This window comes from Niallia sp. Marseille-Q9988, assembly GCF_976954375.1.
On the sequence record NZ_CDRJSZ010000006.1, the window covers coordinates 1 to 25,551 of the forward strand.

At 35.1% G+C, this 25,551-nt stretch carries 23 protein-coding genes, 3 tRNA genes, 2 pseudogenes and 1 other annotated feature; of the genes and pseudogenes, 24 read left to right on the top strand and 4 right to left on the bottom strand.

Annotated elements, in window-relative coordinates; all coding sequences use genetic code 11:
- Positions 1-87: 87 nt before the first annotated feature.
- Entirely contained in the window at positions 88-543 is a 456-nt protein-coding gene (locus ACWNMZ_RS11905; protein WP_449598637.1) for a hypothetical protein, read from the bottom strand.
- A gap of 709 nt (positions 544-1,252) precedes the next feature.
- Between ACWNMZ_RS11905 and ACWNMZ_RS11910 the strand changes: the two are divergent.
- Positions 1,253-1,342: pseudogene (locus tag ACWNMZ_RS11910) on the top strand (DNA-binding response regulator); the annotation flags it as partial.
- Positions 1,343-1,695: 353 nt separating this feature from the next.
- Here ACWNMZ_RS11910 and ACWNMZ_RS11915 read toward each other — a convergent pair.
- A complete protein-coding gene (locus ACWNMZ_RS11915) occupies positions 1,696-2,517 on the bottom strand; it encodes a manganese catalase family protein (RefSeq protein ID WP_235247844.1) in 822 nt (273 codons plus the stop codon).
- Positions 2,518-2,714: 197 nt separating this feature from the next.
- On the opposite strand from ACWNMZ_RS11915, the gene ACWNMZ_RS11920 reads away from it, so the two are divergent.
- From ACWNMZ_RS11920 to ACWNMZ_RS11960, 9 genes and pseudogenes are all read left to right on the top strand, one after another.
- Positions 2,715-3,173, top strand: coding sequence for a MarR family winged helix-turn-helix transcriptional regulator (locus ACWNMZ_RS11920; RefSeq protein ID WP_235247837.1), 459 nt, complete (start codon positions 2,715-2,717; stop codon positions 3,171-3,173).
- Positions 3,174-3,183: 10 nt separating this feature from the next.
- Positions 3,184-3,981, top strand: coding sequence for a glutamate racemase (gene racE, locus ACWNMZ_RS11925; protein ID WP_235247835.1), 798 nt, complete (start codon positions 3,184-3,186; stop codon positions 3,979-3,981).
- A gap of 165 nt (positions 3,982-4,146) precedes the next feature.
- Complete coding sequence (locus ACWNMZ_RS11930) at positions 4,147-5,214, top strand: GerMN domain-containing protein (RefSeq protein ID WP_235247833.1); 1,068 nt, start codon at positions 4,147-4,149, stop codon at positions 5,212-5,214.
- 267 nt (positions 5,215-5,481) lie between these two features.
- Positions 5,482-6,087: an XTP/dITP diphosphatase gene (locus ACWNMZ_RS11935; RefSeq protein WP_235247831.1), complete on the top strand. Its 606-nt coding sequence runs from the start codon at positions 5,482-5,484 to the stop codon at positions 6,085-6,087.
- A 1-nt stretch (position 6,088) separates the two neighbouring features.
- Entirely contained in the window at positions 6,089-6,598 is a 510-nt protein-coding gene (locus ACWNMZ_RS11940) for a metallophosphoesterase family protein (RefSeq protein ID WP_031534748.1), read from the top strand.
- A 130-nt stretch (positions 6,599-6,728) separates the two neighbouring features.
- Positions 6,729-6,802, top strand: a tRNA-Arg gene (locus ACWNMZ_RS11945).
- 159 nt (positions 6,803-6,961) lie between these two features.
- Positions 6,962-7,038: transfer RNA gene (locus tag ACWNMZ_RS11950), tRNA-Arg, on the top strand.
- 131 nt (positions 7,039-7,169) lie between these two features.
- Positions 7,170-7,301, top strand: a complete 132-nt coding sequence (locus ACWNMZ_RS11955; RefSeq protein WP_449598638.1) for a hypothetical protein — start codon at positions 7,170-7,172, stop codon at positions 7,299-7,301.
- Positions 7,301-8,176, top strand: a pseudogene (locus ACWNMZ_RS11960) (tyrosine-type recombinase/integrase); the annotation flags it as partial. The gene ACWNMZ_RS11955 and the pseudogene ACWNMZ_RS11960, both read left to right, overlap by 1 nt.
- A gap of 132 nt (positions 8,177-8,308) precedes the next feature.
- Here ACWNMZ_RS11960 and ACWNMZ_RS11965 read toward each other — a convergent pair.
- Positions 8,309-10,036 (bottom strand): ATP-dependent nuclease, encoded by a 1,728-nt coding sequence (locus ACWNMZ_RS11965; protein WP_235247819.1) that lies wholly within the window; start codon positions 10,034-10,036, stop codon positions 8,309-8,311.
- A 1,036-nt stretch (positions 10,037-11,072) separates the two neighbouring features.
- Here ACWNMZ_RS11965 and ACWNMZ_RS11970 point away from each other — a divergent pair.
- From ACWNMZ_RS11970 to ACWNMZ_RS12010, 9 genes are all read left to right on the top strand, one after another.
- Positions 11,073-12,281 carry a hypothetical protein gene (locus tag ACWNMZ_RS11970; RefSeq protein ID WP_235247817.1) on the top strand — a complete coding sequence of 403 codons (1,209 nt, stop codon included), beginning with the start codon at positions 11,073-11,075 and terminating at the stop codon, positions 12,279-12,281.
- Positions 12,282-12,315: 34 nt separating this feature from the next.
- Complete coding sequence (locus ACWNMZ_RS11975; RefSeq protein WP_268817786.1) at positions 12,316-12,444, top strand: hypothetical protein; 129 nt, start codon at positions 12,316-12,318, stop codon at positions 12,442-12,444.
- Between the two features lie 291 nt (positions 12,445-12,735).
- A complete protein-coding gene (locus tag ACWNMZ_RS11980) occupies positions 12,736-13,440 on the top strand; it encodes a class I SAM-dependent methyltransferase (protein WP_235247815.1) in 705 nt (234 codons plus the stop codon).
- Positions 13,441-14,032: 592 nt separating this feature from the next.
- Positions 14,033-14,596 carry a recombinase family protein gene (locus ACWNMZ_RS11985; protein WP_172918743.1) on the top strand — a complete coding sequence of 188 codons (564 nt, stop codon included), beginning with the start codon at positions 14,033-14,035 and terminating at the stop codon, positions 14,594-14,596.
- A 228-nt stretch (positions 14,597-14,824) separates the two neighbouring features.
- Positions 14,825-15,619, top strand: coding sequence for a hypothetical protein (locus tag ACWNMZ_RS11990; RefSeq protein ID WP_235247813.1), 795 nt, complete (start codon positions 14,825-14,827; stop codon positions 15,617-15,619).
- 19 nt (positions 15,620-15,638) lie between these two features.
- On the top strand, positions 15,639-16,394 hold the full coding sequence (locus ACWNMZ_RS11995) for an abortive infection family protein (RefSeq protein WP_235247805.1): 756 nt from the start codon (positions 15,639-15,641) through the stop codon (positions 16,392-16,394).
- A 323-nt stretch (positions 16,395-16,717) separates the two neighbouring features.
- Positions 16,718-16,791: transfer RNA gene (locus tag ACWNMZ_RS12000), tRNA-Arg, on the top strand.
- A 458-nt stretch (positions 16,792-17,249) separates the two neighbouring features.
- A complete protein-coding gene (locus ACWNMZ_RS12005; protein WP_449598639.1) occupies positions 17,250-17,729 on the top strand; it encodes an Lrp/AsnC family transcriptional regulator in 480 nt (159 codons plus the stop codon).
- Position 17,730: 1 nt separating this feature from the next.
- Positions 17,731-18,345, top strand: coding sequence for a LysE family translocator (locus tag ACWNMZ_RS12010; protein ID WP_235247795.1), 615 nt, complete (start codon positions 17,731-17,733; stop codon positions 18,343-18,345).
- Between the two features lie 379 nt (positions 18,346-18,724).
- Here ACWNMZ_RS12010 and ACWNMZ_RS12015 read toward each other — a convergent pair whose 3' ends face one another.
- A complete protein-coding gene (locus ACWNMZ_RS12015) occupies positions 18,725-19,123 on the bottom strand; it encodes a general stress protein (RefSeq protein WP_031534724.1) in 399 nt (132 codons plus the stop codon).
- A 572-nt stretch (positions 19,124-19,695) separates the two neighbouring features.
- Between ACWNMZ_RS12015 and ACWNMZ_RS12020 the strand changes: the two genes are divergently transcribed.
- The 5 genes from ACWNMZ_RS12020 (at position 19,696) to ACWNMZ_RS12040 (ending at position 25,515) form a co-directional block, all read left to right on the top strand.
- Positions 19,696-19,887, top strand: a complete 192-nt coding sequence (locus tag ACWNMZ_RS12020) for a YolD-like family protein (RefSeq protein ID WP_031534722.1) — start codon at positions 19,696-19,698, stop codon at positions 19,885-19,887.
- Between the two features lie 433 nt (positions 19,888-20,320).
- Positions 20,321-20,574: a binding site (T-box leader), on the top strand.
- A 116-nt stretch (positions 20,575-20,690) separates the two neighbouring features.
- Positions 20,691-22,406 (top strand): acetolactate synthase large subunit, encoded by a 1,716-nt coding sequence (gene ilvB / locus ACWNMZ_RS12025; RefSeq protein ID WP_031534720.1) that lies wholly within the window; start codon positions 20,691-20,693, stop codon positions 22,404-22,406.
- Entirely contained in the window at positions 22,403-22,921 is a 519-nt protein-coding gene (gene ilvN, locus ACWNMZ_RS12030; protein ID WP_031534718.1) for an acetolactate synthase small subunit, read from the top strand. Before ilvB ends, ilvN begins: the two co-directional genes overlap by 4 nt.
- A gap of 49 nt (positions 22,922-22,970) precedes the next feature.
- Positions 22,971-23,993: a ketol-acid reductoisomerase gene (gene ilvC / locus ACWNMZ_RS12035; RefSeq protein ID WP_031534716.1), complete on the top strand. Its 1,023-nt coding sequence runs from the start codon at positions 22,971-22,973 to the stop codon at positions 23,991-23,993.
- Positions 23,980-25,515 carry a 2-isopropylmalate synthase gene (locus ACWNMZ_RS12040; protein ID WP_031534714.1) on the top strand — a complete coding sequence of 512 codons (1,536 nt, stop codon included), beginning with the start codon at positions 23,980-23,982 and terminating at the stop codon, positions 25,513-25,515. Before ilvC ends, ACWNMZ_RS12040 begins: the two co-directional genes overlap by 14 nt.
- Positions 25,516-25,551 lie beyond the last annotated feature (36 nt).

Consider the following 25,551-nt stretch of genomic DNA (forward strand, 5'->3'; position numbering starts at 1 on the left):
TCTTTTCTAGGATTGGTTGTGGTGACTTAATTCTACCAAGAGAAGGTCTTCCTTTTTACATGGAAATTTTCATTTACACAAAATATTTTATACTCTCGTAACGTTGTAATCATAACTAAAGTTATCAAACTTTTTAGGATAAACATGTGCATAATCACTAGTCCAATAATGTGTAGAACCTTCATGTCTATAAGTACGCTGAGTTACCTTCCATTTATCATAACGTTTTCGATACATAATCGTCCATTCTTGGTTGCTTGGTGGTTCAACTGAGTAAGTAGCGGTTTTAGTATATGATGTACTAATGGAAAAACCTACTGAAGCATCGACTGCAGACTTGCTAACTTTTAATGTACCTGTATAAGAGTTAGAAACTCCTATTCTATCTGACCATGAAAGTCTTGATGGTCCCCACCCAGATGGACCTGCTATCCAACTTCCATATACATCACTTAATTGAGATTTTGAATAAATTCTCCATTCTGTAAACATATATGCATTTGGTGTTATGCCTCCAGTTCCTGTACCAATTGAAGGAATCAATATATTAGATTGTTGACTATCTTCAATAATTATTTCAGTTAGAACATAATCTGGGTCAACGATCTCCTCGAAAGTATCATCTTCAGCAGATACAATACTTTATTTTCAAAAGAAAAGCCTAAACATAATGTTAAAAGTGTTAAGAAAAGATAACTATTTAACTTATTCAAAAAATTTCCCCCTCAATATATAGCTAGACACCATATATTTACAGTTAAACATCAAGTATCTAAATTCCTTTTTTTACAAAAAATTCGTAAAAATTTACAATAGTATATATTAGTGATTATTCTATACTTTTGTTTAGACAAATAAAATATTCATATTTCCTTATTTTTCTATTATTCTGGTGATTTAGTGAAAAAAACAGATTTAAACAAAGAGAGTTTGAAAACTTTATCAGCTTTTTAGAAAATGAAGGGTATTTAGAACGTGTTTTAAGAGTAGGAGATTATTTTTCTATTAAACCAGCAGGGATAACTACAAAGGGAACGGAATAAATAAATTCTAATATAGATTACGAAAAGGACTATCCTAAATGACAGGGTCTTATCAAGTGGGTTCAAGTTGAAAAGGATTTATATTCTAATTCTTCAGATGAGGAATAAATGAACTGTGAAATACTAATTGTTTCAAAGCCTTAATAGATCACGTTTACACACCATCATAAAGATGGATGTACTTATGTGTTTTTAGTATGCAATAGGTATATATTCCCAATGTTATGCAGAAGCTGGGCGTGAAGGGGCGTTCACAGGCTGTTGTAGAGCTTCTAAGAATGGGAGAATTAGAGCTATAATAAAGAAGATGATCTCGTATAAGCGGGGAGGAAATTCCACTCCTTTGCCGCTTATATGGGTCATCTTCTTTTTAGTTTGTTTAATTGTTGACTTTAAAATAGGAAAGCTAAGTGAGAAAAAACTATAGAATGAGAAGAATGATAATAGAAGTTAGAAAATAAATACAAATAGATCATTAGACTTATTCTTAATGAGGACTGTTTTTATTTACCTTTGTCTTTTATTTGGCTGTCATTTTACCAATAAAAACCACGAGGAATTAGTCATCCCGTGGCTTTTTATTGTTTCCTTTTATAATTAATGCTTAAACGAGTTTCTAATTTGAAACTCCATTATCTTTTAAGAAAATTGTTTACATATTTTTGGGTGTTCCATGAATATACCCTGGAGCTTGTTCTAACTCGGGAGCTTGCCCTGTTCCAACAGGATTTTCTACATATTCAAATTGTCCCATGCCATCCATAGATGGACCTTTTGCCCATCTGCCAGCTTGACTTTCAGTACCTTCAGAACAGCTTATGAATTTATAAGCAACGTCAGATTTTTCGTACTGGCGATTAAAGGTACTTGGTACTACTTTGCCTTCTTTCTCTTCTAATTCTGCGATTGCGGCTAACCATTGGTTCTGATGCATGGTGTCACGTGCAATCAAGAAGGAAAGCATATCTCTTACACCTTTATCATCTGTCATTTCATATAGACGAACAACTTGGAGTCTTCCTTGTGATTCGGCATTTAGATTTGCTCTGAAGTCTGCAAGAAGATTTCCACTTGCAATGGTATAGCGAGCATTCCATGGATAGCCTGCGCTATCGTTTGGGCTAGCTCCTAAACCATTAACTATTGCATGCTGTGGATTCATTCCGCCCATAACGCTAGCAATTATTGGATCTTTGGCCGCCTGCTCTTGTTCCTCTACAGGAGCTTTGTCAAGTAATTGTGCAATCATGGTAGCTAGCATTTCAACATGAGCTATTTCTTCAGTACCTATATCTAAAAGCATATCTCGATATTTTTTTTCAGCTCTGCAATTCCAACCCTGAAATAAATATTGCATCATAACCGAAATTTCTCCAAATTGGCCACCTAACACTTCCTGAAGCTTTTTTGCATAAATAGGATCTGGTTTATCTGGTTTAGCTATGTATTGCAATTCTTTCACATGAAAAAACATCCTAACACCTCCAATTTTATCTTTAATATTATGAGGGAAATCATTCTTTTTATTCTGTTAGTTTTTTCCTGACAGGAATGGGAAAAGGGTAACACATTTACGATTTAATAATTGTAGATTATAATTGTAAATAAAGAAGATATGAAATTTGTCGGAAATTAATTATATTTGTATATTTATAAGTAGGAGTTGGAATCATGATGACTGAAGAGAAAAACGCAAAGGAATACTTAGAGAATATAGCTACAATCGAAAAGGATATGCGATACATATCTGGTATCATCAAACAAAAGGGGAGAGAAATATTAAGTAATTATACAATGACTCCTCCTCAATTTGTCGCCCTGCAATGGCTATTTGAAGAGGGAGATATGACAATAGGTGAATTGTCGAATAAAATGTTCCTTGCCTTTAGCACAACTACTGATTTAGTTGATCGCATGGAAAAAAATCAGTTAGTACAAAGGGTTAAGGATCCGAATGATCGCCGTGTGGTTCGTATTCATATGTTAGAAGAAGGGAAACGACTGATTGACGAAGTAATCAAAAAACGTCAAGGCTATCTTCAAGAGGTATTGAATGAGTATACAACAGAAGATATTGAAGAATTAAAGAAAAATTTCATGCGTTTACATCAAGTAATGCGAGAAAAATGAGGCGGTTTTTTTGGAAAGAGCAATAGGGGTTATAGATTCTGGAGTTGGTGGATTAACGGTCGCGAAGGAGATTATGCGTCAGCTTCCTTTTGAAAATATCGTATACTTAGGGGATACGGCAAGATGTCCATATGGGCCAAGAACGGGAGAAGAAGTGAAAAAATTCACTTGGGAAATGACTAGGTTCCTGTTGGGGAAAAATATTAAAATGCTTGTCATTGCATGTAATACGGCAACTGCTGTAGCATTGGAAGAAATTCGTGCAGAACTATCTATTCCTGTAATTGGCGTAATCATTCCAGGGGCACGAACAGCATTAAAGGTAACCAATAATAATTATATAGGTATGATTGGCACAATTGGAACTGTTCGAAGTCGAGCATATGAAAAAGCACTAAAGAAGATTAATAATCGAGTAAGAACAGTTAGTTTAGCATGCCCAAAATTTGTTCCTTTAGTGGAGAGCGGCGAATATGATGGTCCGGTAGCAAGGAAAATCGTGAAAGAAACACTTTGGCCTTTAAAAAGTAAAGAGATAGATACACTAATACTGGGCTGTACCCATTATCCGTTGTTGGCAAAAGTAATACGAGAAGAGATGGGGAATAAGGTAAAGGTGATTAGTTCAGGAGCAGAAACGGCACGTGAAGTTAGTACGATTTTAAACCATAATGACCAACTTGCTTCAGGAGAAAATATAGTAGAACATCATTTTTATACTACTGGTTCGAAAGATATTTTTGCGAGGATAGCTTCAAACTGGCTAAGTCAAAAAATAGATTCTGTTGAAACAATTAAATTGACATAATAAATCAAGACTGTCTTATAGGTACATCCACTGTCATTGTTTAGATATTTAAAGTGGATGAAAACCGGAAGATGGTCTTTTTTTTAAAAAAATCTCCTAAAGGCGGTCTAAAAATAATATAGGCTCGTATATATATTAGTACAAACTGTCTTAGGAGTGATGAAGATGTCTAAGAATAACAAATTGACCATAGTTTCAGCGGTTATCATATCATCTGTGTTGATCTCTGGTTGTAGCTTATTGGGAGATAAAGAAAACGTAGACCCACCTCAATCTACAACTTATGAGGATGATGCAGTTAAGGAAAATGCTGACCAAGAAACAACAGGTGAAGTTGCAGCAGAGGATACAATGCCTATTGAATTATATTTAATGGATAAATACGGTTATGTTGTCCCTCAAACATTAAACTTGCCAAAAACAAACTCGATTGCACAAGAAAGCCTTGAATATTTAGTTAAGGGTGGAAAGGTAACGGAAATGCTGCCAAATGATTTTCAGGCAGTTATTCCCCAAGATACAAAAATCAGTATAAATGTCGATGATGATAAAGTGGCTACTGTTGATTTTTCAAATGAGTTTAAAGAGTATGAGGCAAAGGATGAAGAGAAAATCTTACAATCTATCACATGGACATTGACACAGTTTGATTCCATTGATTCTGTAAAGCTATCTCTAAACGGTCATGCATTGACAGAAATGCCAGTAAATAAAACACCGATTCAAGGTGCTTTGACAAGAGCAGATGGCATAAATGTTAATACAGATGACGTGACAGATATAACAAATACAAAGCCATTGACTGTTTATTATATTGGCGGAGACTTAGATTCGTATTATTATGTTCCAGTAACAAAGCGTGTCAGCAATGGGGAAGAAAATAATGTAGCAGCAGCAGTAGGGGAGCTAATAGAAGGACCAGGTATGAGTGCGTCACCATCCTTAACGAGCTTATTACCTGAGGATGTTAAGTTATTAGACGATCCTGTAGTTGAGGATGGAAAGGTTACATTAAATTTCAATGAAAATATTTATTCAAGCGGACTAGATGGAGAAGAAAAGGTAGTCGCTGATGAGATATTAAATTCCTTAGTACTTTCTTTAACAGAACAAGAAGGCATTGAAAGTGTTGCTGTTACGGTTAATGGAGAGTCTGATTTAGTAAATGCAGAGGGTGAAAGCTTAACTAAACCAGTAACTCGTCCAGAAAATGTGAATACAGGTAGTTTTTAAGGTTAGTTTATGATGCGAAAGAAGCTTGGGTTCCTCCTAGGCTTCTTTTTATTTAGTGCAGAAAAATAATAAATTTATTACCTCATCATTACCATTTATATCTAATTATTGGAAAAAGCTTCACAAAACTGCCTTTTGAATTAAGGAAGAAAGGGTATATACTGTGTATATAGACACATTTTTTTTAGCGTAGTAAACTTAAGAATATAGTTTGTTTTATGTTAAAGTAAAGGAAATGACATTTTTGGTTAATTAAGGAGAATTATGATGAAAGAGATAATAATTGCAACAAAGAATACAGGTAAGGCGAAGGAATTTGTTCAAATGTTTTCGCCACTTGGCTATGAAGTAAAAACACTTTTAGACTTTCCAGATGTGCCGGATGTAGAGGAAACAGGAAGTACATTTGAAGAAAACGCTCTTCTCAAAGCAGAAACGATTTCTAAACTACTAAATCGTGTCGTTATTTCTGATGATTCTGGTCTTGTGGTAGATGCTTTAAATGGTAGACCAGGAGTATACTCTGCTCGATATGCTGGAGAACAAAAAAACGATCAAGACAATATGGATAAGGTTTTACGTGAATTAGAGGGAATTCCAACAGAAGAAAGAACAGCTCGCTTCTGCTGTACATTAGCGGTTGCTATTCCAAATGAAGCCTCTCTAACATTTACTGGCACCTGTGAAGGGGTTATATTGGAGGAAAGAAGAGGAGAATATGGATTTGGTTATGATCCGATCTTTTATGTAGTAGAGGAGAAAAAGGCGATGGCTGAATTGCCTCCAGAAGTAAAAAATAATATTAGTCACCGTGCAAATGCATTGAAAAAACTAAAAGAACAGTTACCTGCTGTTTTTAAGGAAGGGAACTAGGATGAAGGTTTTGATTGTTAGTGACAGTCATGGTTTGGTATCCGAATTAGGTGTTTTAAAGAAAAGACATGGAAAAGAAGTAGACTTATTTCTACATTGTGGCGATTCAGAATTAGCTGCAAGCGAAGATGTGATGGAGGGCTATATTACCGTTCAAGGTAACTGTGATTATGAGGACAAATATCCAACCGAAACAATTCAAGAAATCGCTGGAAAAAAGATTTTTTTAACGCATGGGCACCTATATGGTGTAAAGTCTTCTCTTAATAGCCTATTGTATAAAGCAAAGGAAGTACAGGCAGACATCGCTTGCTTTGGTCATTCTCATTATTTAGGGATGGAAGTAGTTGATGATGTTTTATTCATCAATCCTGGTAGTTTGCGTCTGCCTAGGGGAAGAATGGAACAAACATATGTGATTTTAACGATTGAGCGTGATCGGTTAGAGACTGAGGTCTATGATTTTCATAAAGGTTTACTTCCAGAATTAAAGAATGATTTTTCTCTTTAGTATGATTTTTCCTAATGAGGAGAAAAAAATTCCTCATTAGGAAAAAAACTTTAATTAACTATTGACTTTGTTTTTCTATAGTCATATAATAATTATTGTCCTCATTAGGACTAAAGCAAATACATAACATGTCCCAGTAGCTCAGCTGGATAGAGCAACGGCCTTCTAAGCCGTCGGTCGGGAGTTCGAATCTCTCCTGGGACGTATTTTTATAAACTTAAATTATTTTAAGTATATTTTAATAGATTATTTTCAACTTAGTAACACTTAAATTATAGGTATTATAAAGAAAGACTATGATTTTTTAAAAGGTTATGATACAATACTTTAGGTAGCTGTTTCGAAAATAATCAAATAAACCATGTCCCAGTAGCTCAGCTGGATAGAGCAACGGCCTTCTAAGCCGTCGGTCGGGAGTTCGAATCTCTCCTGGGACGCCATACTACATACCAAATGAAACGCAATTTTTCAACCTCTTATATCGTTTAGTGAAACGGTCAGTATAACGGTCATGTAAGAAATTACACCCATTATTGACTTGAATCATTTACGATATAGGGGGTTTTTTTGTATGACTAAAAGAAAAGGATTATTAGATGTTGAAGTGGATGTAAAAGGATTATTAGATGGATTAACTGTTACCAGTTCAACCGCCTCTAAAGCAAAAATAAAACAGACTGAGGTATTAAATGACTCGATGTGATTTCTAGTGCTTTAGAAACCATTACAAGGCAAATGAAGGTAAGCGGTAATAGAAGCCGAACTATAAGTGATTATGTCCTTCATATAGAGCATTTTCAAAGCGTAACAAATGTAGTCCATGTTTCAGATATTACTGCCGATACCATTTACAAATGGTTAGATACCATGGAAGTAAGTAATCAAACCAAACTCACTCGTTTGAAATGTCTAAAGGCTTTTCTCTCACGCTGTTTTGATAACGGTTGGATTGATATCAAGTTTTGGAAAACCATTAACATTAAAGTGGACCAAAAGGTTAAAGAAGGTGCTACAGAGCGTGATGTTAAAGTATTGCTCTCTTTACTAGACTTAAGCAATTTCATCCAGCTAAGGGATGCTGTAGCCGTTCTAGTGATGTTTAAAACAGGTATTAGAATTAATACATTGACTCAACTTGAAGAACGTCATATAGACTTCAATAACAATGTGCTAAATTTGGAAGGAAGCATTATGAAAAATCATCAACAAATTAAATTACCTTTTGATGACTTACTTAAAAAACTGTTAGAGGTTCTTATAAAGCAAAATGCGGTGATTAGAAGGGAATATGGCAAGAAGAATAGCTTGTTGTTTATTACCAAGTACGGTGATGTTATATCAACCTCACCAACACATAATAACATCCAGAAACGACTAAATAAGTATTCCAAGATGTGTGGTTTGAAGAACATCAATCCTCATGCCTTAAGAAGAGGTTTTGCAAAATCATTGCTTGATAAAGGGGCAAATGTTGCTGTGATATCTAAGGCATTGGGACATAGCGATATATCGGTCACAACTAAATACTTGTACTTAGATGTCGATGAAGTAGCAAATGACCTTCGTGCTTATTTGTAAGCAGTCCTCATTAAAAGGAAAGACAGAAGAGGGAGAGAACCATTTTAAAGCTTGAGCGATTCTTCCCTCTACTTGATTTTTTGTCATAAACCTGCTCCGCAAATGTATTGGAATAAACAATTTATATCTCATTTACATATCAAATGATACTTGCTCCATCTTAGAAACTGCCTTAGATTTCCTTTTCAGTACCTTGCGTTCCTGATTCAATAATGGGGTAAACAGGTTTTCATAATCCTTATCTCTAATAATCTCGATAAAAGGATGCTCTAGGGACATTTGATTTTCCAAACTAAAAATGTAGTTGAATACCTTCTCTACCTTCTCTCTAGCTTGAATATAAGATGAATCAACTGCATCATGTATTATTCTGTGAATGGTTTCTGTCTTTTTACTGTTAGGAACATCACCTAAGCCAATAGCACGTTCAAGGTTAGGGACTGAGCCAAAGATTCTAGTAGAATCCTCTTTTAATGCGTATATGTTATAACAGTTTGTTTGTTGAGCTTTCAGCGTTGAATGTGTAAATCTCTCGTGATTGTCTATATCATGCAAGATGTAATATCTGGTGTTAAATTGGTTAAGAATTTTCATGAGGGAGCAGATTGTTGCCTTGCCTCTTGCCCTAATGACGTGTATGTTTAAACCACGCTCTTTAATAAAGTGCTTAAATGCAACATATTCAGTGTCGCCTTCTACAACAATTATCTTATCAGCAAAGAAGAATTCGTTGACATACGAATCCGCATAATTCAAGAGCTTCATGTTTTTTATATCATCTTCGTCAAACTGGGAGCTGGATGATTGATAAAGCTCAATGGCTTCGGTTTTTCCAATTCTAAATACCTGAATAGTAGTATGGTTCTCAGAAAGGTCAATTAGCACAGGAGAGTGGGTAGAGATAATTAATGGCATCCTACTTCCAATAGCATAAAGCGACCTACTTAAAGCTCTAACAGCTTCTGGGTGTAAAAATGCTTCTGGCTCATCGATAAGTAGCATTTTTTGCGTGCTGTTTGTTCCCATCAATCCTTGTTCAATCATGTTTTGGATGATGTAAATTAAACTCATTCTTTGTATTCCTGTACCTTGTGTAGAGAGGGGCATATCACTGCTGTGCATGTTTCCTATTAGTACGCTAGAGCTAGTAGACTTGACTATATCAGATACTGAAAAGCCGTTGCTTTCTCCACCTTGAACTGAAAGCTGAAGAGAGCTATTTGAAAATACACTTTGTAAACTTTTTGATACGCTATCACTAACATTTGAGAGTGAAAAATCAGTCTTGCTTTTTAATTTCTTTAATAATCTAGGGATTGAGCTTTTTAACTCTAAGTATTCGCTCTTAATTGCTTGAAGTTCTTCTTCATCAAATTCTTCCATTTCCAACTTGCTTAATTCTGCTGTAATTATCTGCGAGTAAATTTCTTGAACCTGCTTGTCAATTTCTTCAGTAGTCATATAAGGTGTGATGTAATAAGGGCTATTTGCCAAAATTTCATCTAATGTTTCTTTCAGCTCATGAGTTCGTTTAATTTCAGTACCTTGCGTATCAAAGTATTTTCCATTATCATTCGAATACTTTTTCACAATGGTTACTGTTTCTCCAGTCTCGCTGTCGACAACAAACTCAGCTTCTAATTCAATGGTTTTGTTCTCGTCTTGGTTGGAGTAGCACTCAACTGGTATCTTCGCTTTAGCGGTAGTAGGAAGGTAAAACTGGTTAATTGCTTCTAGAAATGTTGACTTACCTGTATTGTTTCTACCTGTCAAAATAACAATGTTCTCACTGGAAAAATCAATGCTGAACTTTGTATTAAAGACTTTGTAGTTTAAAACACTGAACTTTTTCAGTCGCATGGAAACACCCCTAATATGTAAATGTATCTAAAACAATTGTCCTAATTATAACAATAAATTACATAAAAACCCATAATATTCTATAATTTTTGATTTATCAATGAATAATCTGGAGGATACTGGTTCGTAGAGCATTCGGTCACATAGCTGCTCTCTTTTTACATATATTGTTTAAGGATAATGTAATAATTACCATGAGGTAATTTGTGGAAGCATTTTGGAGACAAGTAGATAATATCCCTTGATATTCAAGCTTTCAATAGCTAATTGGTGGTTTTAGTGAGTTGTTTCAACACTAAACATCTAATCTGATACAATGCCAATGTAATCTTTTCACCATGAATGGGTGGGAAATCGCTCATCTAATTTCAATTGAATCTGTTTATTGCTCTTAGTGCCGAATTGATTGGGATTCCACAAATTACCTATAAAAAGTTCTTGGTTAGCACTTTTGCCAGATTCCTTAGCATTTTCCTAAAGGATTTGATGCAAATAGGCAAATTTGGGTTTGATATAATAGAAGTATCAACTGCAATAAAGATTGATATCCCAAGGTGAATGGGTGGTTAAGTAATTAGACAATAGTTACAGGATTTAGCTCAGAAGGTAAACTAAAATCTTGCTCAAACCATTGATATCGTAGGATTGAAATTGGATTAAGGTGTTATATTCATCGGTAGAGTTGAGTAGAAAGAACAATGGGCAATCGCTTCGCTCACTGCTACGCCTCCCTACGGTCGTTGTTTGGGACGCTCCCTGTGGTCACTTCGCCACCTAAAGGTGACGACCCTATCAATCTCAATCTGTAAAAAATTACCTGAAATGCTTGTAATATCAAGGGCAATTAAGGGTTTAAAAAATCGTGCAACTTTTAACATAATATTAATTCATATACCCTTATTTATATTACGACAAAAGATGCACGATTTTTACCAATCTAAATCAAAAGCAAAAACACTAACTAAACTATGAAAGGGGAGAATTAAATGTGGTGTATCATCTGATGCACCGCCTCTATTGAAAAGGAAGATGAAAAGTGGAAAAAATATTTACATTAGCGGAATTGGTTGAGGAATACGGGACAGAGGTTCAAAAGGAATCATTCGAGAATAATGGGAATCTTAATAGACGTTCATTTGATTCAATAATCAAACGTGTTGAGCAAGATTGGGAATCCGTCAAAGAAGAAGGCAGAGGCTCGAAACGGAAAATCAAATGCAGTGGAAAACTTGAAGATAAAGCTATGAAGAAAGACGGTCGTGTAAGAAGCGGTCGTCAACAAGTTGAACATAGAATTCCAATGGATGTAATTGTAGCCACTCACTTAGAATATGATATGACGCAACAAGCAAGTATGAGTCTAGGAAAATGGGCAGTTGAATTTGGATTAATTACTGAACTTGAATATGACCTATTACGTTCTAGACACAGTAGTAAGCTTCGTCAGAAACACATTGATAAGGCAATTCAAAGTGGAACCCTTGAAGAAGACCAAACGAAGCTATTAGATGAGTTTACACAGCACTGCCTTGAAATATATGGGCAATTGGTTAAGACCTTAGAGCATATGGAAAAATGCGGTATCATTTTATTCTATGAGAACTGGATGGCATATGGCAAAGATGGGAAGGTCAGTATCAATCCCGAAATTATGAAGAAGATTCTAAAGGCTAGACGAGAATTGATGAAGAAACATGAGGTTGTTGAATTCAACCTAACTGCACATCGAAATGCTAAAAAGGTTAAAAACTTCAATCGTGAATGGAAAGAGACATTAGCAGAAGTTAAGGACGAAAATGGTAATAAATTAGGAATCAAGTATTACTGGAAAGAATACGCAGTGATATTAAAGGCTTCAAGTAAAGCGGTACAGCGATATCTTGAAACATACTGTGTCGATTCCCTAGAAGTCTATGTCAATGATAAAGACCTATTCATAAACGAAAATGTAGCGGACTATGAACTAAAGCGTAAGGTTAATATCATGAAGAAGGCTGAGAAACGTCACAAGCAGAAGCTTCAGGAATACAAGGAGCAGAAAATTAGCTTTGCCACTGCAGAAGACGAAGAATGGATTAGATTCTTCTACACACAACAGGAACTTGAGGATATTGTAGCAGGATATGACTTAGGCGTTAAGAGGTTGCACCTTCAGAATCTGTATATGGAGCGGATGGGACAGCTATTCGAATTGTATAACATAAAAGGCTATAACAATAAAAAACACTTAGAAGGAGTCTCTTAATTGAGGCTCTTCTTTTTCGTATTGGTGCGGATGATTGAACAAGGTGTTGGGTTTAACAGATAGCTACACAACGATTAATAAAACTGTGATTTCATTAACTAAAAGAGGGTTAATATGGAAGAAGACATTTGTTCACTATCCAGCTGGTTCAACAGGATTGTAATGTTATTGTAACTTTTGTAATAATTAATGAAAAGATTATAATTTCCATTCCTTCTCTAACATAAATACAGACTTATTTAGCCGTTTTAATACGAGATGGTAGGTTAGTATTAAATGATATTAAAAATGAAATCTCAGTGAGTTTATGATGCTTAGAAGAGATGTGAACAATAATAATAGGGATTTATTTTATATACAAAATAACATTTTTTTAATATTACCTTAACAAAGTTTTGTGTGAAATTTTGTAAAATTATATAGAACACAATAAATTGTAAAGTAGGGGTAACTTTTGAAAGAAACTATTTATGACTTTGATGATTTATTAGAAATGTTAGATTCCTTACTGAGAGAGCCAACTCAGTTTTGGAATAACTTTTATTCTGACCGTGAAAAGGATGTTCCTTTTTTTACAAATTCCCCCGATGAGAATTTAGTTAGTTACTTTGAAAATGGACTATTTAAGCATGGGAAAGTCCTTGAATTAGGTTGTGGGGCAGGTCGAAACGCAATATATTTTGCTGAAAAAGGATTCTGTGTTAATGCTGTAGATTTATCTCAAGAGTCGCTTAAATGGGCAAAGGAAAGGGCAATTGAAAAGAATGTAAACGTAAACTTCATCAATAAAAATATCTTTGAATTAGACATTGAAGAAGCAACCTACGACATCGTTTATGATTCGGGGTGCTTTCACCATATTGCTCCTCACCGAAGAATGAGTTACATAAACTTAGTGAAGAAAGCATTAAAACCAAATGGCTACTTTGCAATCACTTGTTTTTTTCAAGGTGGGGAGTTAGGCGGTGCAGAAATATCGGATTGGGAAGTATATAGACTACGAAGTCTAAAAGGCGGATTAGGATATACTGAGGAAAAATTAAGGTCTATCTTTAGGGATATGAAAGAAATTGAAATAAGAAAAATGGTGGAAGTCCAACAGCCGAATGATATTTTTGGTGTACCCGACTTTTTGACTGCTCTATTTCAAAAATATTAACTTGCCTTTTTCTTATCAACAAGCAAGCTGCGTTTCTGTGATAAGCAGGAACGCTTTTTGTATTGGTGGTAGAGGATGTCAGAGGTTCATATACACGTCCTCAGACGCTCAGAATGGCTCAGTGTGGCAGTTTAAGAGTCTCGCATCCCTTCTCTTTCCCCTTTGGATTAAATTATGCTCGCAGATTGAATCTGAGGGCATTCTGTAAGCCTGCCGTGAGGATGGTGTGTGCAGGTGGATACAGAAACCACGCACATCCACAAGCAAGTATTCGATAAATTTCCGACACGACTCGAATAATGGATATATTTTAGTACAGTAAATTGATAAATCAGATAGTAATAAGTTAATGTTGTTCGAGACGAACAACGAAATGGATTATGAAACGCAAATCAATAAAACTCGCTGCACTCCTTGGTATAACGTGTTCAATTAATAAGACCTTTGTTTAGAGTTCTACGTATTGTTAATAATCCATTTCGGTGCAAATACTTGAAAGTTATTGCACCGTTTTATCGACATTGCTATAATAGGCTTCATAAGGTGCATTAACTTAGTGCAATAAATGAATGATGAATAGTGAGGATATAACATGAAATATGGATATGCAAGGGTATCAACACTAGCACAAGATTTAGAGGTTCAAATTCAAGCATTACAAGCAGAAGTTTGCGAGGTTATATATAAGGAGAAGTTCACAGGTACTAAAACAGATAGACCAGAGTTCAACAAGGTGCTTGAGGTATTACAAGAAGGTGATACTTTGGTGGTAACGAAATTAGACCGTCTTGCCCGAAACACAAAAGAAGGCATTGAAGTAATCGAGAATCTATTCAACAGAGGCATTAAAGTTCATGTCTTAAATGTTGGACTACTGGAGAATACAACAATGGGAAGATTCTTCTTGACCACTCTTCTAGCTGTGGCTGAAATGGAACGTAACTTAATTGTGGAACGAACTCAAGAGGGTAAAGTATTGGCAAAGCAACGTGATGATTTCAAAGAAGGTAGACCAAGAAAACACTCCAAGCAACAAGTTCTACATGCTTTAGAATTGCTTAAGACTCATACATACAAAGAAGTTGAAGCAATGACTGGCATAAAGAAGCGAACACTGATTAACAGAAAGAATGAACTAGAAGCAAAGCATTTATAGGAGACTCCCGAACCAAGGAGTCTCTTTTCTTTTGCATAAGTTATGGGGGCGGTATTTTCCACATTCTCATGGGATTCATGAGTGGGAGATGGGGGAGGCTACTGCATTCACACGTCACGTATTGTTTTACTTCCGATAAAGTATTAAAGTTCAAATTTTTGTAAATATTTGTGATATAATAGTAGATTGCTAAGGCAGATTCACTATGAATTATAGGGTGGCGATAACTTGAATCTTAATCATAAAATCAAAAAAAGAAAAAAGGCTATTGATACAATTAATGAACTTGTTGCCAACGCTTCACATCTGTTATTAATACATTATTCTTGTGAAAGCTTTTATAATGTTCCAAGCGGTTATACACCGAGGGTCACTTCAATAGCAGTAAGGTATTATAATACAGCACAAACAAAATCGTTTGCTATTCATAAGATAGCTGAAATGAAAAAAATAGCATTCGAGGACATTGAACAAAACTATGATGAAATTGAAAGAGAAATGTTAAAAGAGTTTTTTCAGTTTGTTAAGAAGCATAAATCCTATACTTGGATTCACTGGAATATGAGGGATTTTAATTTTGGATTTGAAGCTATTGAAAATAGATATAGGGTTTTAGGCGGAAGACCCGAAACAATAGACGATGATAAAAAGTATGATTTGGCTAGATTACTTATTGATATTTATGGTGTAGGTTATATCGGTCATCCAAGGTTAGAAAAACTAATTGAAAAAAATAAAATCTCAAATAGGGATTTTTTGGATGGGCAATCCGAAGCTGCAGCATTTGCTAATAAAGAATATGTAAAACTGCACATGTCAACTCTAAAGAAAGTTGATGTTTTTCATTCCATTTTAGATAAGGTAGCATCAGGAAATTTAAAAACAAATGCTAAATGGCATGAACCTTATGGATTATCTCCTCAAGGTGTTTATGAAGCCATTAAGGACCACTGGCTTTACGCTGTTGTTATGCTGATTGTAGGGGCAATTGTAGGGGCAGTTGTATCTAACATAATGAGTTGAGTAATATTGGGGGAATAATATGTTTGAAGAATTGTTTTATGACGTTGAGTCTTTAAAGAGATTATTAGTATCCAAAGCTACAGGGGGACAGGAAAATAACAGCGAGTATACGGAACTAAGACAAAAATTATTAAATAATGGATATACAAAAGCGTATTTGCCACATTTTTTAAGAACATGTCGTTCTTTAAACGATTTCTGGAACTATATTAAGGAAAAGTCAACTACTTACCAAGGAAGAAGGGACTATTTGCGTATTGAATTTGAAAAGGTGTTAATGATATTAGAGGACATGACGGAATCTGAGTTCCCTATTGATGAAGTTGTTTCGTTCTCTAAGGAAGATAAGTTAGATTTAGAGTATGTTCAACAAGCATGGCAAAAAGCGTTAGATAGACGTACAAATGACCCAGAGGGTGCTATCACTATAGCTAGAACTCTACTTGAAGCCACCTGTAAGCATATAATGGATGACGCTAATATCGAATATGATGATAAATCGGAATTACCTCAACTATATAAAGGAGTACAAAAAGTGTTAAATTTAGCACCTAGTGAACATACCGAGCAAATTTTCAAAGAAATACTTAGTGGGTGCGTATCTGTAGTCAAAGGGTTGGGTTCTATAAGAAACAAATTAAGTGATGCACACGGAAAAGGTCAAAGAGTTCCTACACCATCGGCTAGACACGCACATTTGGCAGTTAATTTAGCAGGAGCGATGGCTTCTTTCTTAGTATCTTCATGGGAAGAAAAAAGGAAAATAGTGGGATGAAGGAATGTCGGATTAATGAACTGAACATCGATTAATAGAAATAATGAAGTCAAACAGCAAGTTAAAGAGACTCCAAGAGGGGTCTTTTTCTATACGTTGATGATATGGGGGGAGTATTTTCCACAAATTACGGGGTTCGTTGTAAGGGGGATGAGGTAGGTAGCCTCACATCCACATCCCAGAATTCTAAAGATACCGATACCTTAATTATTATTACATTAGATGCTTGAATGATAGACCATGAGTAATTATAATGGAAGAAAGTCAATCGGTCTAAGTTCGAAAAGTGACCGTTATACTATAGGGAAGAAAATAGCGATAGTGTCCCAGTAGCTCAGCCGGATAGAGCATACGCCTTCTAAGCGTACGGTCGGGAGTTCGAATCTCTCCTGGGACGTCAAGGGTTCGGAAAGAGAAAGTTTGAACCATATGAAGATGCTTCAAATCCTTATTTTTAAGGGTTTGAAGCATCTTTTTTTTTTGGAAGAAAAGGAAACAAATAAAAAGATAAAGGTGCTTCTTATTCACAAATTTTACAAAAGGATATATGTGTTTGAAGTAAGTAAATCCAAAGTTAACGGGAAATTTACTATCTTCCATTGATAAACCAACTAATTCTCTGTTACCTCCTCTATTCAAGCCCATTAGTGTATCTTAAATGTAGATACTATTTTGCGGAGGGTTTTTAACGTATTGGGAGTTTTTCTTTGCTTTAGGTAATTGATTAAGCCTATTTTACAAGTGAAATTTAGCAAATGGAGTACGATTTAGGCGAACGACTACTTAAATTTAATTGACTAACTTTCGTAATGTAAGTAAAATATAAAAAAACTTATAAAAAGAAGGTGTATATTGATGAATTCTTATGATTTGAAAATAATTGAATGTTTAATGGCTAATTCAAGAATTAAATGGGCGGATTTGGCAAAGGAAGTTGGGTTGTCGGCGCTAGCAACTGCTGAACGTGTTAACCGATTAATTCAGCAAGGTGTAATTAAGAATTTTAGTGTCTTATTAGACTCTGAAAAAGTAGGGAGCGAATTAACTGCATTTGTTGCAGTATCATTGGAGCATCCGAAAAATAGAGGTCCTTTTTTAGAATTAGTAAATAAATTAGAAGAAGTTCAAGAATGTCATCATATTGCAGGAGAAGATGACTATTTACTTAAAATTAGAAGTAGAAATACAAAGGATTTAGATCGTGTGATTAGTCATGAGATAAAAGGTTTAAAAGGTATCATCAGAACAAAGACAACGATTGTCATGGATACAACAAAAGAAACTTTTCGAATGCCGTTACAAAAACATAAATTTTTAATAGAGGAAGGAGAGTAAGATGCTTATTGAATTTTATATAAAGGGATTACTAATTGGTTTATCAATTGCAGCACCAGTTGGACCAATTGGCGTTTTATGTATCCGAAGAACTTTAGCACATGGAAGAATAGTGGGGTTAGTTTCGGGATTAGGAGCAGCTGCTGCGGATGGAATTTATGGATTAATTGCGGGATTTGGTTTAACTGTCATTACTAATTTATTAATTGGTCATCAATTTTGGATTCAATTAATAGGTGGATTTTTTCTTTGTTATTTGGGAATAAAAACGTTGACTTCTAAGGCTAGTTTTACACAGACAGATACTCAAAAGAAAAATAGGATAAATGCGTTCGTATCAGTTTTATTTTTGACTTTAACAAATCCAATGACCATCCTGTCATTTATTGCCATTTTTGCAGGTTTAGGTATTTCAAACTCAGAAAATACTATCATTTCTTCTGTTATTTTAGTGATGGGGGTGTTCTGTGGTTCTACATTATGGTGGGTAATATTAAGTAGTAGTGTAGGATTATTTAGAAATCGAATTAGTGGCCAATCTTTAACGATTATTAATCGATTATCAGGATTAATCATTATTATTTTTGGTGGTATCACTTTATATGGATTAATGTAATGTATTATATATCTGCATTTCTAGAAGTAGTTAAAAAGTATTCCTCTGTCGTTACAAAAAGGGGGTGACAGAGAAGTAATACGACCAAAGAAAACTCCAAACAATCATAGTTTGATCGTTTGGAGTTATTATTAGTTATGGAAAAAAGGTGTTTTCGTAATATTACTCACATCCTGAAAATACGTCGTATTATGGGGCTTGCTCTTGAGTCGTCTGGCAAGATTTTGAACTTTTTTAACAGCCTCCGACGCTCACCTCTCCAAACCAATCGTTTATTTACTTTCAAATATGCTTTCCCATGAATCGAACTGGAGTCTACATGGATTCAGACTGCTTAGTTTTTTCAAAGTGGAAATAGGTTTATCTCACCATCTTTTTCTTATTCCACTTTCTTTCGTTCAACTGTGGTATGCATTGTTTGAGATGGCATGACTTCTACTTCATTATTATCGAAGTTTAGTTTATTTAGATTCTCTTGTTCTAATTCTCCCTCATTATCTAAGAGAACAATATATTTTCCTGCTTGTAATTCCTTTTCATATGGCTCAAGATCGGTGTCAGAAAAGAATGTCTTTAATCGATCTAAAAAGGATGTTGGCTCTACTTCTTCTATTCCAGTAGCAGTATCTACTTCTGTTTCTTGTTCAATTAATGCCGTTTGTTCGTTTCTTGTAATAACGGAAATATGATTGGGTGAATATCCTTTAGAGAGAAGTTCGTCTATAGCATTTACTGTTTCTTCAGGAGAATCATATATACCTACAACACTTTTTGTCATATACCTATTCCTCCTTTAAACAAATAGTTCTTGCATATTTTTTATATTCCCACTAGTCAGAGGGAATAAACAGTGGATTTTCTGTCTCAACAAAAATTCCTATTTTTGTGAATTAGCAAACTTTTTTCCCATAAAAAATAAAGAAATAGTTGTACCTTATATTAGAATAATGATAGAGAAATATCTCCTGTTAAATCCTCTATTTAATATTTTATTGGTTATCTTTTATCACAAGCAATGTAAGTATAGAGAGATTTCTATTTTAATATTCTGCTCTTTAATTTTCATTAAGACTCATCCTCATTCAAGGACAATCGCACGGGTTACGAAGGTTTGGATGATTTAACTAATACCTAACTAATGGAAGTTACACATTATTTCACCTACAAAGGTATAATTAGGAATAAAATAGCGAATAATGGAAGTAAGAAAAATAATGTTCAGAAAATCACTAGTAACACTTGAAAACGCTTACTGTTATCGTGTATAATAGGCTTAAGTAAAATAATCAAGAGATGAAACAATGTGAATAGATGAACATGACTAACATTATATAGAAGGAGACGTGCACCATGATTCTCAAAGAATTAGGAAGAAGTAGGCTAATTGTTATTAATTATTATAAGAATGGTTTTTTAGAAACATGTAAGGGACAAGTTCAGAAGCTAAATCTAATAGATCAAACCATTGATTTAAAAGATGATAAAGAAAATACGTATCAAATTCGTTTATCATGGATTCATGATATATGTGCGGTATCTTAGTTTGATTACCTAATTAATGCAATCGCTTTCTTTTTTTTGCGGTTGCATTTTTTTGTCTGAAATTAAATTATATGAAACAAAATGAAAAAACAATGTAAGATTTTATTACATATTAGTTTTAAGTAAAGAATTATTTTATTATAATGAACCATATTAAGGATTTTTTTAGAATATTTTCAGCGAAAAAAGAATTTTTTAAATTTTTTAATTCATTAAAAAAGTACATGCATTCTTTATACAACAATATTGTAAACGCTTTCTAAATGCGGTTTCGTTGTTTAAATAATCAAATAATTCTCAAAAATACTGTTGACTCTTGTTTAAATTCAGCGTAAGATAACCTCAACAAATGAAAAACACAAAATGTTACATGCTAATTTAGCATAGCAAATAGACACCATGACTAACTGAATTTGTTTGACATGATTAATAGATTAATTCGATGATGAGGATAAGTAGTTTTCTATTTTGGATTCCAAAGAGAGCCGGTGGTTGGTGTGAACCGGTGAACCAATAGGAAATGAACTCACCTCAGAGTGTTAGCTTGAAAGGTAATCCTAGTAGAGCTAACCGAGTGTTTCCACTCGTTACCAAAAGAGAACGAACCGTTCAATTAAGTGCATACGCTTTTCGAAAGTGTATGAATAAGGGTGGTACCGTGGAAAGGAATGCCTTTTCACCCCTTTGATTACTAAAAAACATTAGTAATCATTGGAGGTGGGAAGGCTTTTTTCATGGAAAGAGCCCTTCTATTGATACTAATTAATTAAGTAATAGGAAAGTAATTTAGGGAGGTTATACAAATGTTACAGGAGACTGCCTTTGAAAAGACAAAGGCCCAAGTGAAACCGTTAACTGGTGCTGATCTCTTATTACAGGCTTTGGAAAAGGAAAATGTTGAATTTATTTTCGGATATCCAGGTGGAGCTGTCTTACCAATATATGATAAGATTTATGACTCTAAAATCTTTCATGTTCTGCCAAGACACGAGCAAGGAGGAATCCATGCAGCTGAAGGGTATGCGAGAATCTCTGGAAAACCAGGAGTTGTAATTGCGACATCTGGTCCTGGAGCAACTAATATTGTAACAGGACTTGCTGATGCAATGATGGATTCTCTTCCGCTGGTTGTATTTACAGGTCAGGTTGCAACAAGTGTAATTGGAACAGATGCCTTTCAAGAAGCCGACATTTTAGGGATTACGACCCCAATAACAAAATATAATTGTCAGGTTCGAAATCTTGAAGATATACCGAGAATCATAAAAGAAGCGTTCTACATTGCAACAAGTGGAAGACCAGGTCCTGTGTTAATTGATTTTCCGAAAGATATTGCGGCTACCATTTCAAGTGTTCCTGATGAAAAGGAAGTAGACCTTCCTGGCTATCAACCAACAACACAACCGAATTATTTGCAGATTCGAAAATTAACAGAAGCTGTAAGTGCAGCAAAAAAACCAGTAATCTTAGCAGGTGCAGGTGTCAATTTTGCAAAAGCTAGTGCTGAATTACTTGAATATGCAGAACAACAACAAATACCAGTCGTCCATACACTTCTTGGATTAGGAGGCTTTCCAGCTGATAACAAGTTATTTGTTGGTATGGGAGGGATGCACGGTTGTTACGCTGCCAATATGGCATTATATGAATCAGACTTATTAATTAATGTTGGGGCAAGATTTGATGATCGTTTAACTGGAAACTTAGCACATTTCGCACCGAATGCTGTTAAAGCACATATTGATATCGACCCAGCAGAGATTGGCAAGATAATTCCAACGAAAATCCCGATTGTAGCAGATGCGAAAGAAGCTTTGAGCATGTTAATTAAGCAGAAAGGTCTACATTCAGAGCATAGAGATTGGTTAGAAAAGATTGAAAATTGGAAAAATGAATATCCTTACTACTATAAGGAGTCTAATCTTCTTAAACCACAGCAAGTATTGGAGCTGCTTTTTGAAAAGACAAAAGGAGAAGCAATTGTAACAACGGACGTTGGACAGCATCAAATGTGGGCTGCACAGTACTATCAATTTAAAGAGTCCAACCGTTGGGTAACTTCTGGGGGATTAGGAACAATGGGGTTCGGGCTACCATCAAGTATTGGTGCACAATTGGCCGATCCAAAAGCGACGGTTCTAGCAATTAGCGGCGATGGAGGCTTTCAAATGTGTAGCCAGGAGCTTGCATTAATTAGGGAATTAAATTTACCAATTAAGATTATTATTTTTAATAATCAGGCGTTAGGAATGGTAAGACAGTGGCAAGAATTTTTCTATGAGTCTCGTTTTTCCCATAGTAAGGAGTCTTTCCAGCCTTCCTTTGTCGCTTTAGCAGAAGCATATGGAATAAAAGGATACCAAATATCATCTGCTAAAGAAGCTGCAAGCATTCTGGACGAAGTGTTAGCGGTAAGAGAACCTGTATTATTAGATTTCCGTATTGATCCAAACGAGAATGTATATCCAATGATAGCACCAGGAAAAGGATTACATGAAATGGTAGGGATGAAGCCATGAAAAAAATAATTAGTTTGACTGTCTTGAATAAGTCAGGTGTATTAAATCGAATCACAAATCTTTTTTCGAAAAGAAACTATAACATTGAAAGTATATCTGTAGGGCATACAGAGCATGAAGGTGTTTCTCGAATTACATGTGTTGTACATGTAGAAAGTGATGGAATTATTGAACAAATAACAAAACAGTTAAATAAGCAGATTGATATATTGAAAGTGGTTGACATCACTGACCAAGCAATTGTTGCAAGAGAGCTAGCTTTAATAAAAGTACTTGCTACACCGCAGACAAGGCATGAATTATACTCAGTAATCGAACCATTTAGGGCTTCTGTAATCGATGTAAGTAAAGAAAGTCTCGTTATCCAAATTACAGGAGAATCAACCAAAATTGAAGCTTTTATTGAACTGCTTAGACCGTATGGAATTAAAGAATTGGCCAGAACTGGCACAACTGCATTCCCACGTGGATCTCAAAAGACAGCAACTCATAAAAGTAACTATTCTATCGTTTAAATCTAATATTAAATAAATCTAAATTTTACAGACGAAAGGGAGAAGAAAAATGGCAAAAATGTATTATAATGGAGACGCAAATTTAGGATACTTTGAGGGGAAAACAGTAGCGGTAATTGGATATGGATCACAAGGGCATGCACATGCTTTAAATATGAAGGATAGTGGAGTAAATGTTATTATCGGATTAAGAAAAGGAAATTCATGGAATAAAGCAGTGGAAGATGGATTTGACGTATTCCCGGTTGGAGAAGCAACAGCTAAGGCTGATATTGTCATGATTTTACTTCCAGATGAGTTGCAAACAAAAGTATACAATGAAGAAATTAAACCAAATTTAACAAATCAAGCTTTAATGTTTGCGCATGGATTTAACATTCATTTTAGTCAAATTGTTCCTCCAAGTGAGAGTGATGTATTATTGGTTGCTCCAAAAGGCCCAGGTCATCTTGTTAGAAGAACATTTGAACAAGAAGCAGGAGTTCCAGCATTATTTGCAATCTATCAAGATGTTACTGGTGAAGCGAGAGAACTTGCTCTTGCATATGCAAAAGCAATTGGAGCATTACGTGCCGGTGCATTAGAAACGACTTTTAAAGAAGAAACAGAAACGGATCTATTTGGTGAACAAGCGGTTCTTTGTGGAGGGTTGACAGCACTAGTAAAAGCAGGCTTTGAAACATTGGTAGAGGCAGGATATCAACCAGAATTAGCATACTTTGAGTGTTTGCATGAGTTGAAATTAATTGTTGACCTAATGTATGAAGATGGAATGGCTGGAATGAGATATTCCATTTCTGATACAGCACAATGGGGTGACTTTGTAACAGGGCCACGTATTGTAACAGAAGATGTGAAGAAAGAAATGAAAGCTGTACTTACAGATATTCAAGAAGGGAAATTTGCTAAAGGCTGGATTTTAGAAAATCAAGCAAATAGACCAGTATTTAATGCGATTAATGACAGAGAAAGTGAGCATTTAATTGAAAAGGTCGGAAAAGAATTGCGTGCAATGATGCCATTTGTTAAAAGCTCTAGGAAGAAAGAAGTGGTGGGTAGTGGCAAAAATTAAGATATTTGATACAACATTAAGAGATGGGGAGCAATCGCCAGGTGTTAATTTAAATTTGGCAGAGAAGTTGGTAATTGCTGAACAGTTAGAAAAGTTGAATGTAGATATCATAGAGGCAGGCTTTCCTGCTGCCTCTAAAGGTGATTTTCAATCTGTTCAACAAATTGCGCGAACGATAAAAAATAGTTCTGTTACTGGTCTAGCAAGGGCAGTAACATCGGATATAGATACTGCTTGGGAAGCTTTAAAAGATGGGGCAGAACCAAGAATCCATGTTTTTCTAGCAACAAGCCCCATTCATAGACAATATAAGTTGAAACTATCGAAAGAACAAGTTGTGGAGCGAGCGGTTTCAGCTGTTGCATATGCTGCTAAAAGATTTCCTGTCATACAATGGAGTGCAGAGGATGCTTGTCGCACGGAACTTCCATTTCTAGCAGAAATAATCGAAGAAGTAATTCAAGCTGGAGCACAAATAATAAATATACCAGACACTGTAGGGTATATTACGCCAAATGAATACGGAGAAGTTTTTCAATATTTAAAAAATAATGTTCCATCCATTGATAAAGTTTCTTTATCAACCCATTGTCACGATGATTTAGGGATGGCCACAGCTAACTCACTGGCAGCCATTGAAAATGGAGCAACACAAGTAGAATGCACTATTAATGGCATAGGTGAAAGAGCAGGCAATGCTTCGATGGAAGAAATTGTGGTAGCGCTTCATATCAGAAATGATCATTATCAGGAAAGAACAAGAATTAATCTGAAAGAGATTAGTAGATCAAGTAGCTTAGTTAGTGAATTAACAGGAATGGTAGTACCAGGGAATAAAGCAATTGTTGGTCGCAATGCATATGCGCATGAATCTGGTATTCATCAGGATGGGGTTCTTAAGGAGAAAACTACCTATGAAATTATTTCTCCAGAACTTGTTGGCTATGTGAACAATAACAATATGGTGTTAGGAAAGCATTCAGGCAGCCATGCATTTAAAACAAAGCTGCAAGAACTAGAGCTTCAGGTAAAGGAAGAGGATGTAAAGAATCTCTTTATTGCCTTTAAGGATTTGGCAGACCATAAAAAAGAAATCTCTGATGAAGACATTATTGCTATTGTGTTAGAGAACAAGCTTGCTAAGGAAGAGAAGTATTATGAATTAGTTGAGGTTAAGGTTCAACATAAAAATGATAATGAAGCAGATGCGGTCGTTAAGCTTTCTGGGCCGAAAAATGAATTAATCATTCAACATGGCACAGGATCAGGAAGTGTAGAAGCGCTGTATAACACACTTGAAATGTCTATTTCTGGTCAAGTAACGCTAAATGATTATCGAATACAATCATTAGGTGCAGGTAGAGATGCCTTAGCTCAAGTATTTGTAAGAGTGCAATATGACCAAAAAGAAAGTACAGGTAGAGGATTGGATCAAGATGTTTTAATAGCATCCGCTAAAGCATATATAAATGCTATTAATAGAGCTATTCTTGCAAAAGAACAATTTTTGGAAAAAGTGTAGGCTTTAAGGTCTGAAAACCAAGCCTTTGATATAGGG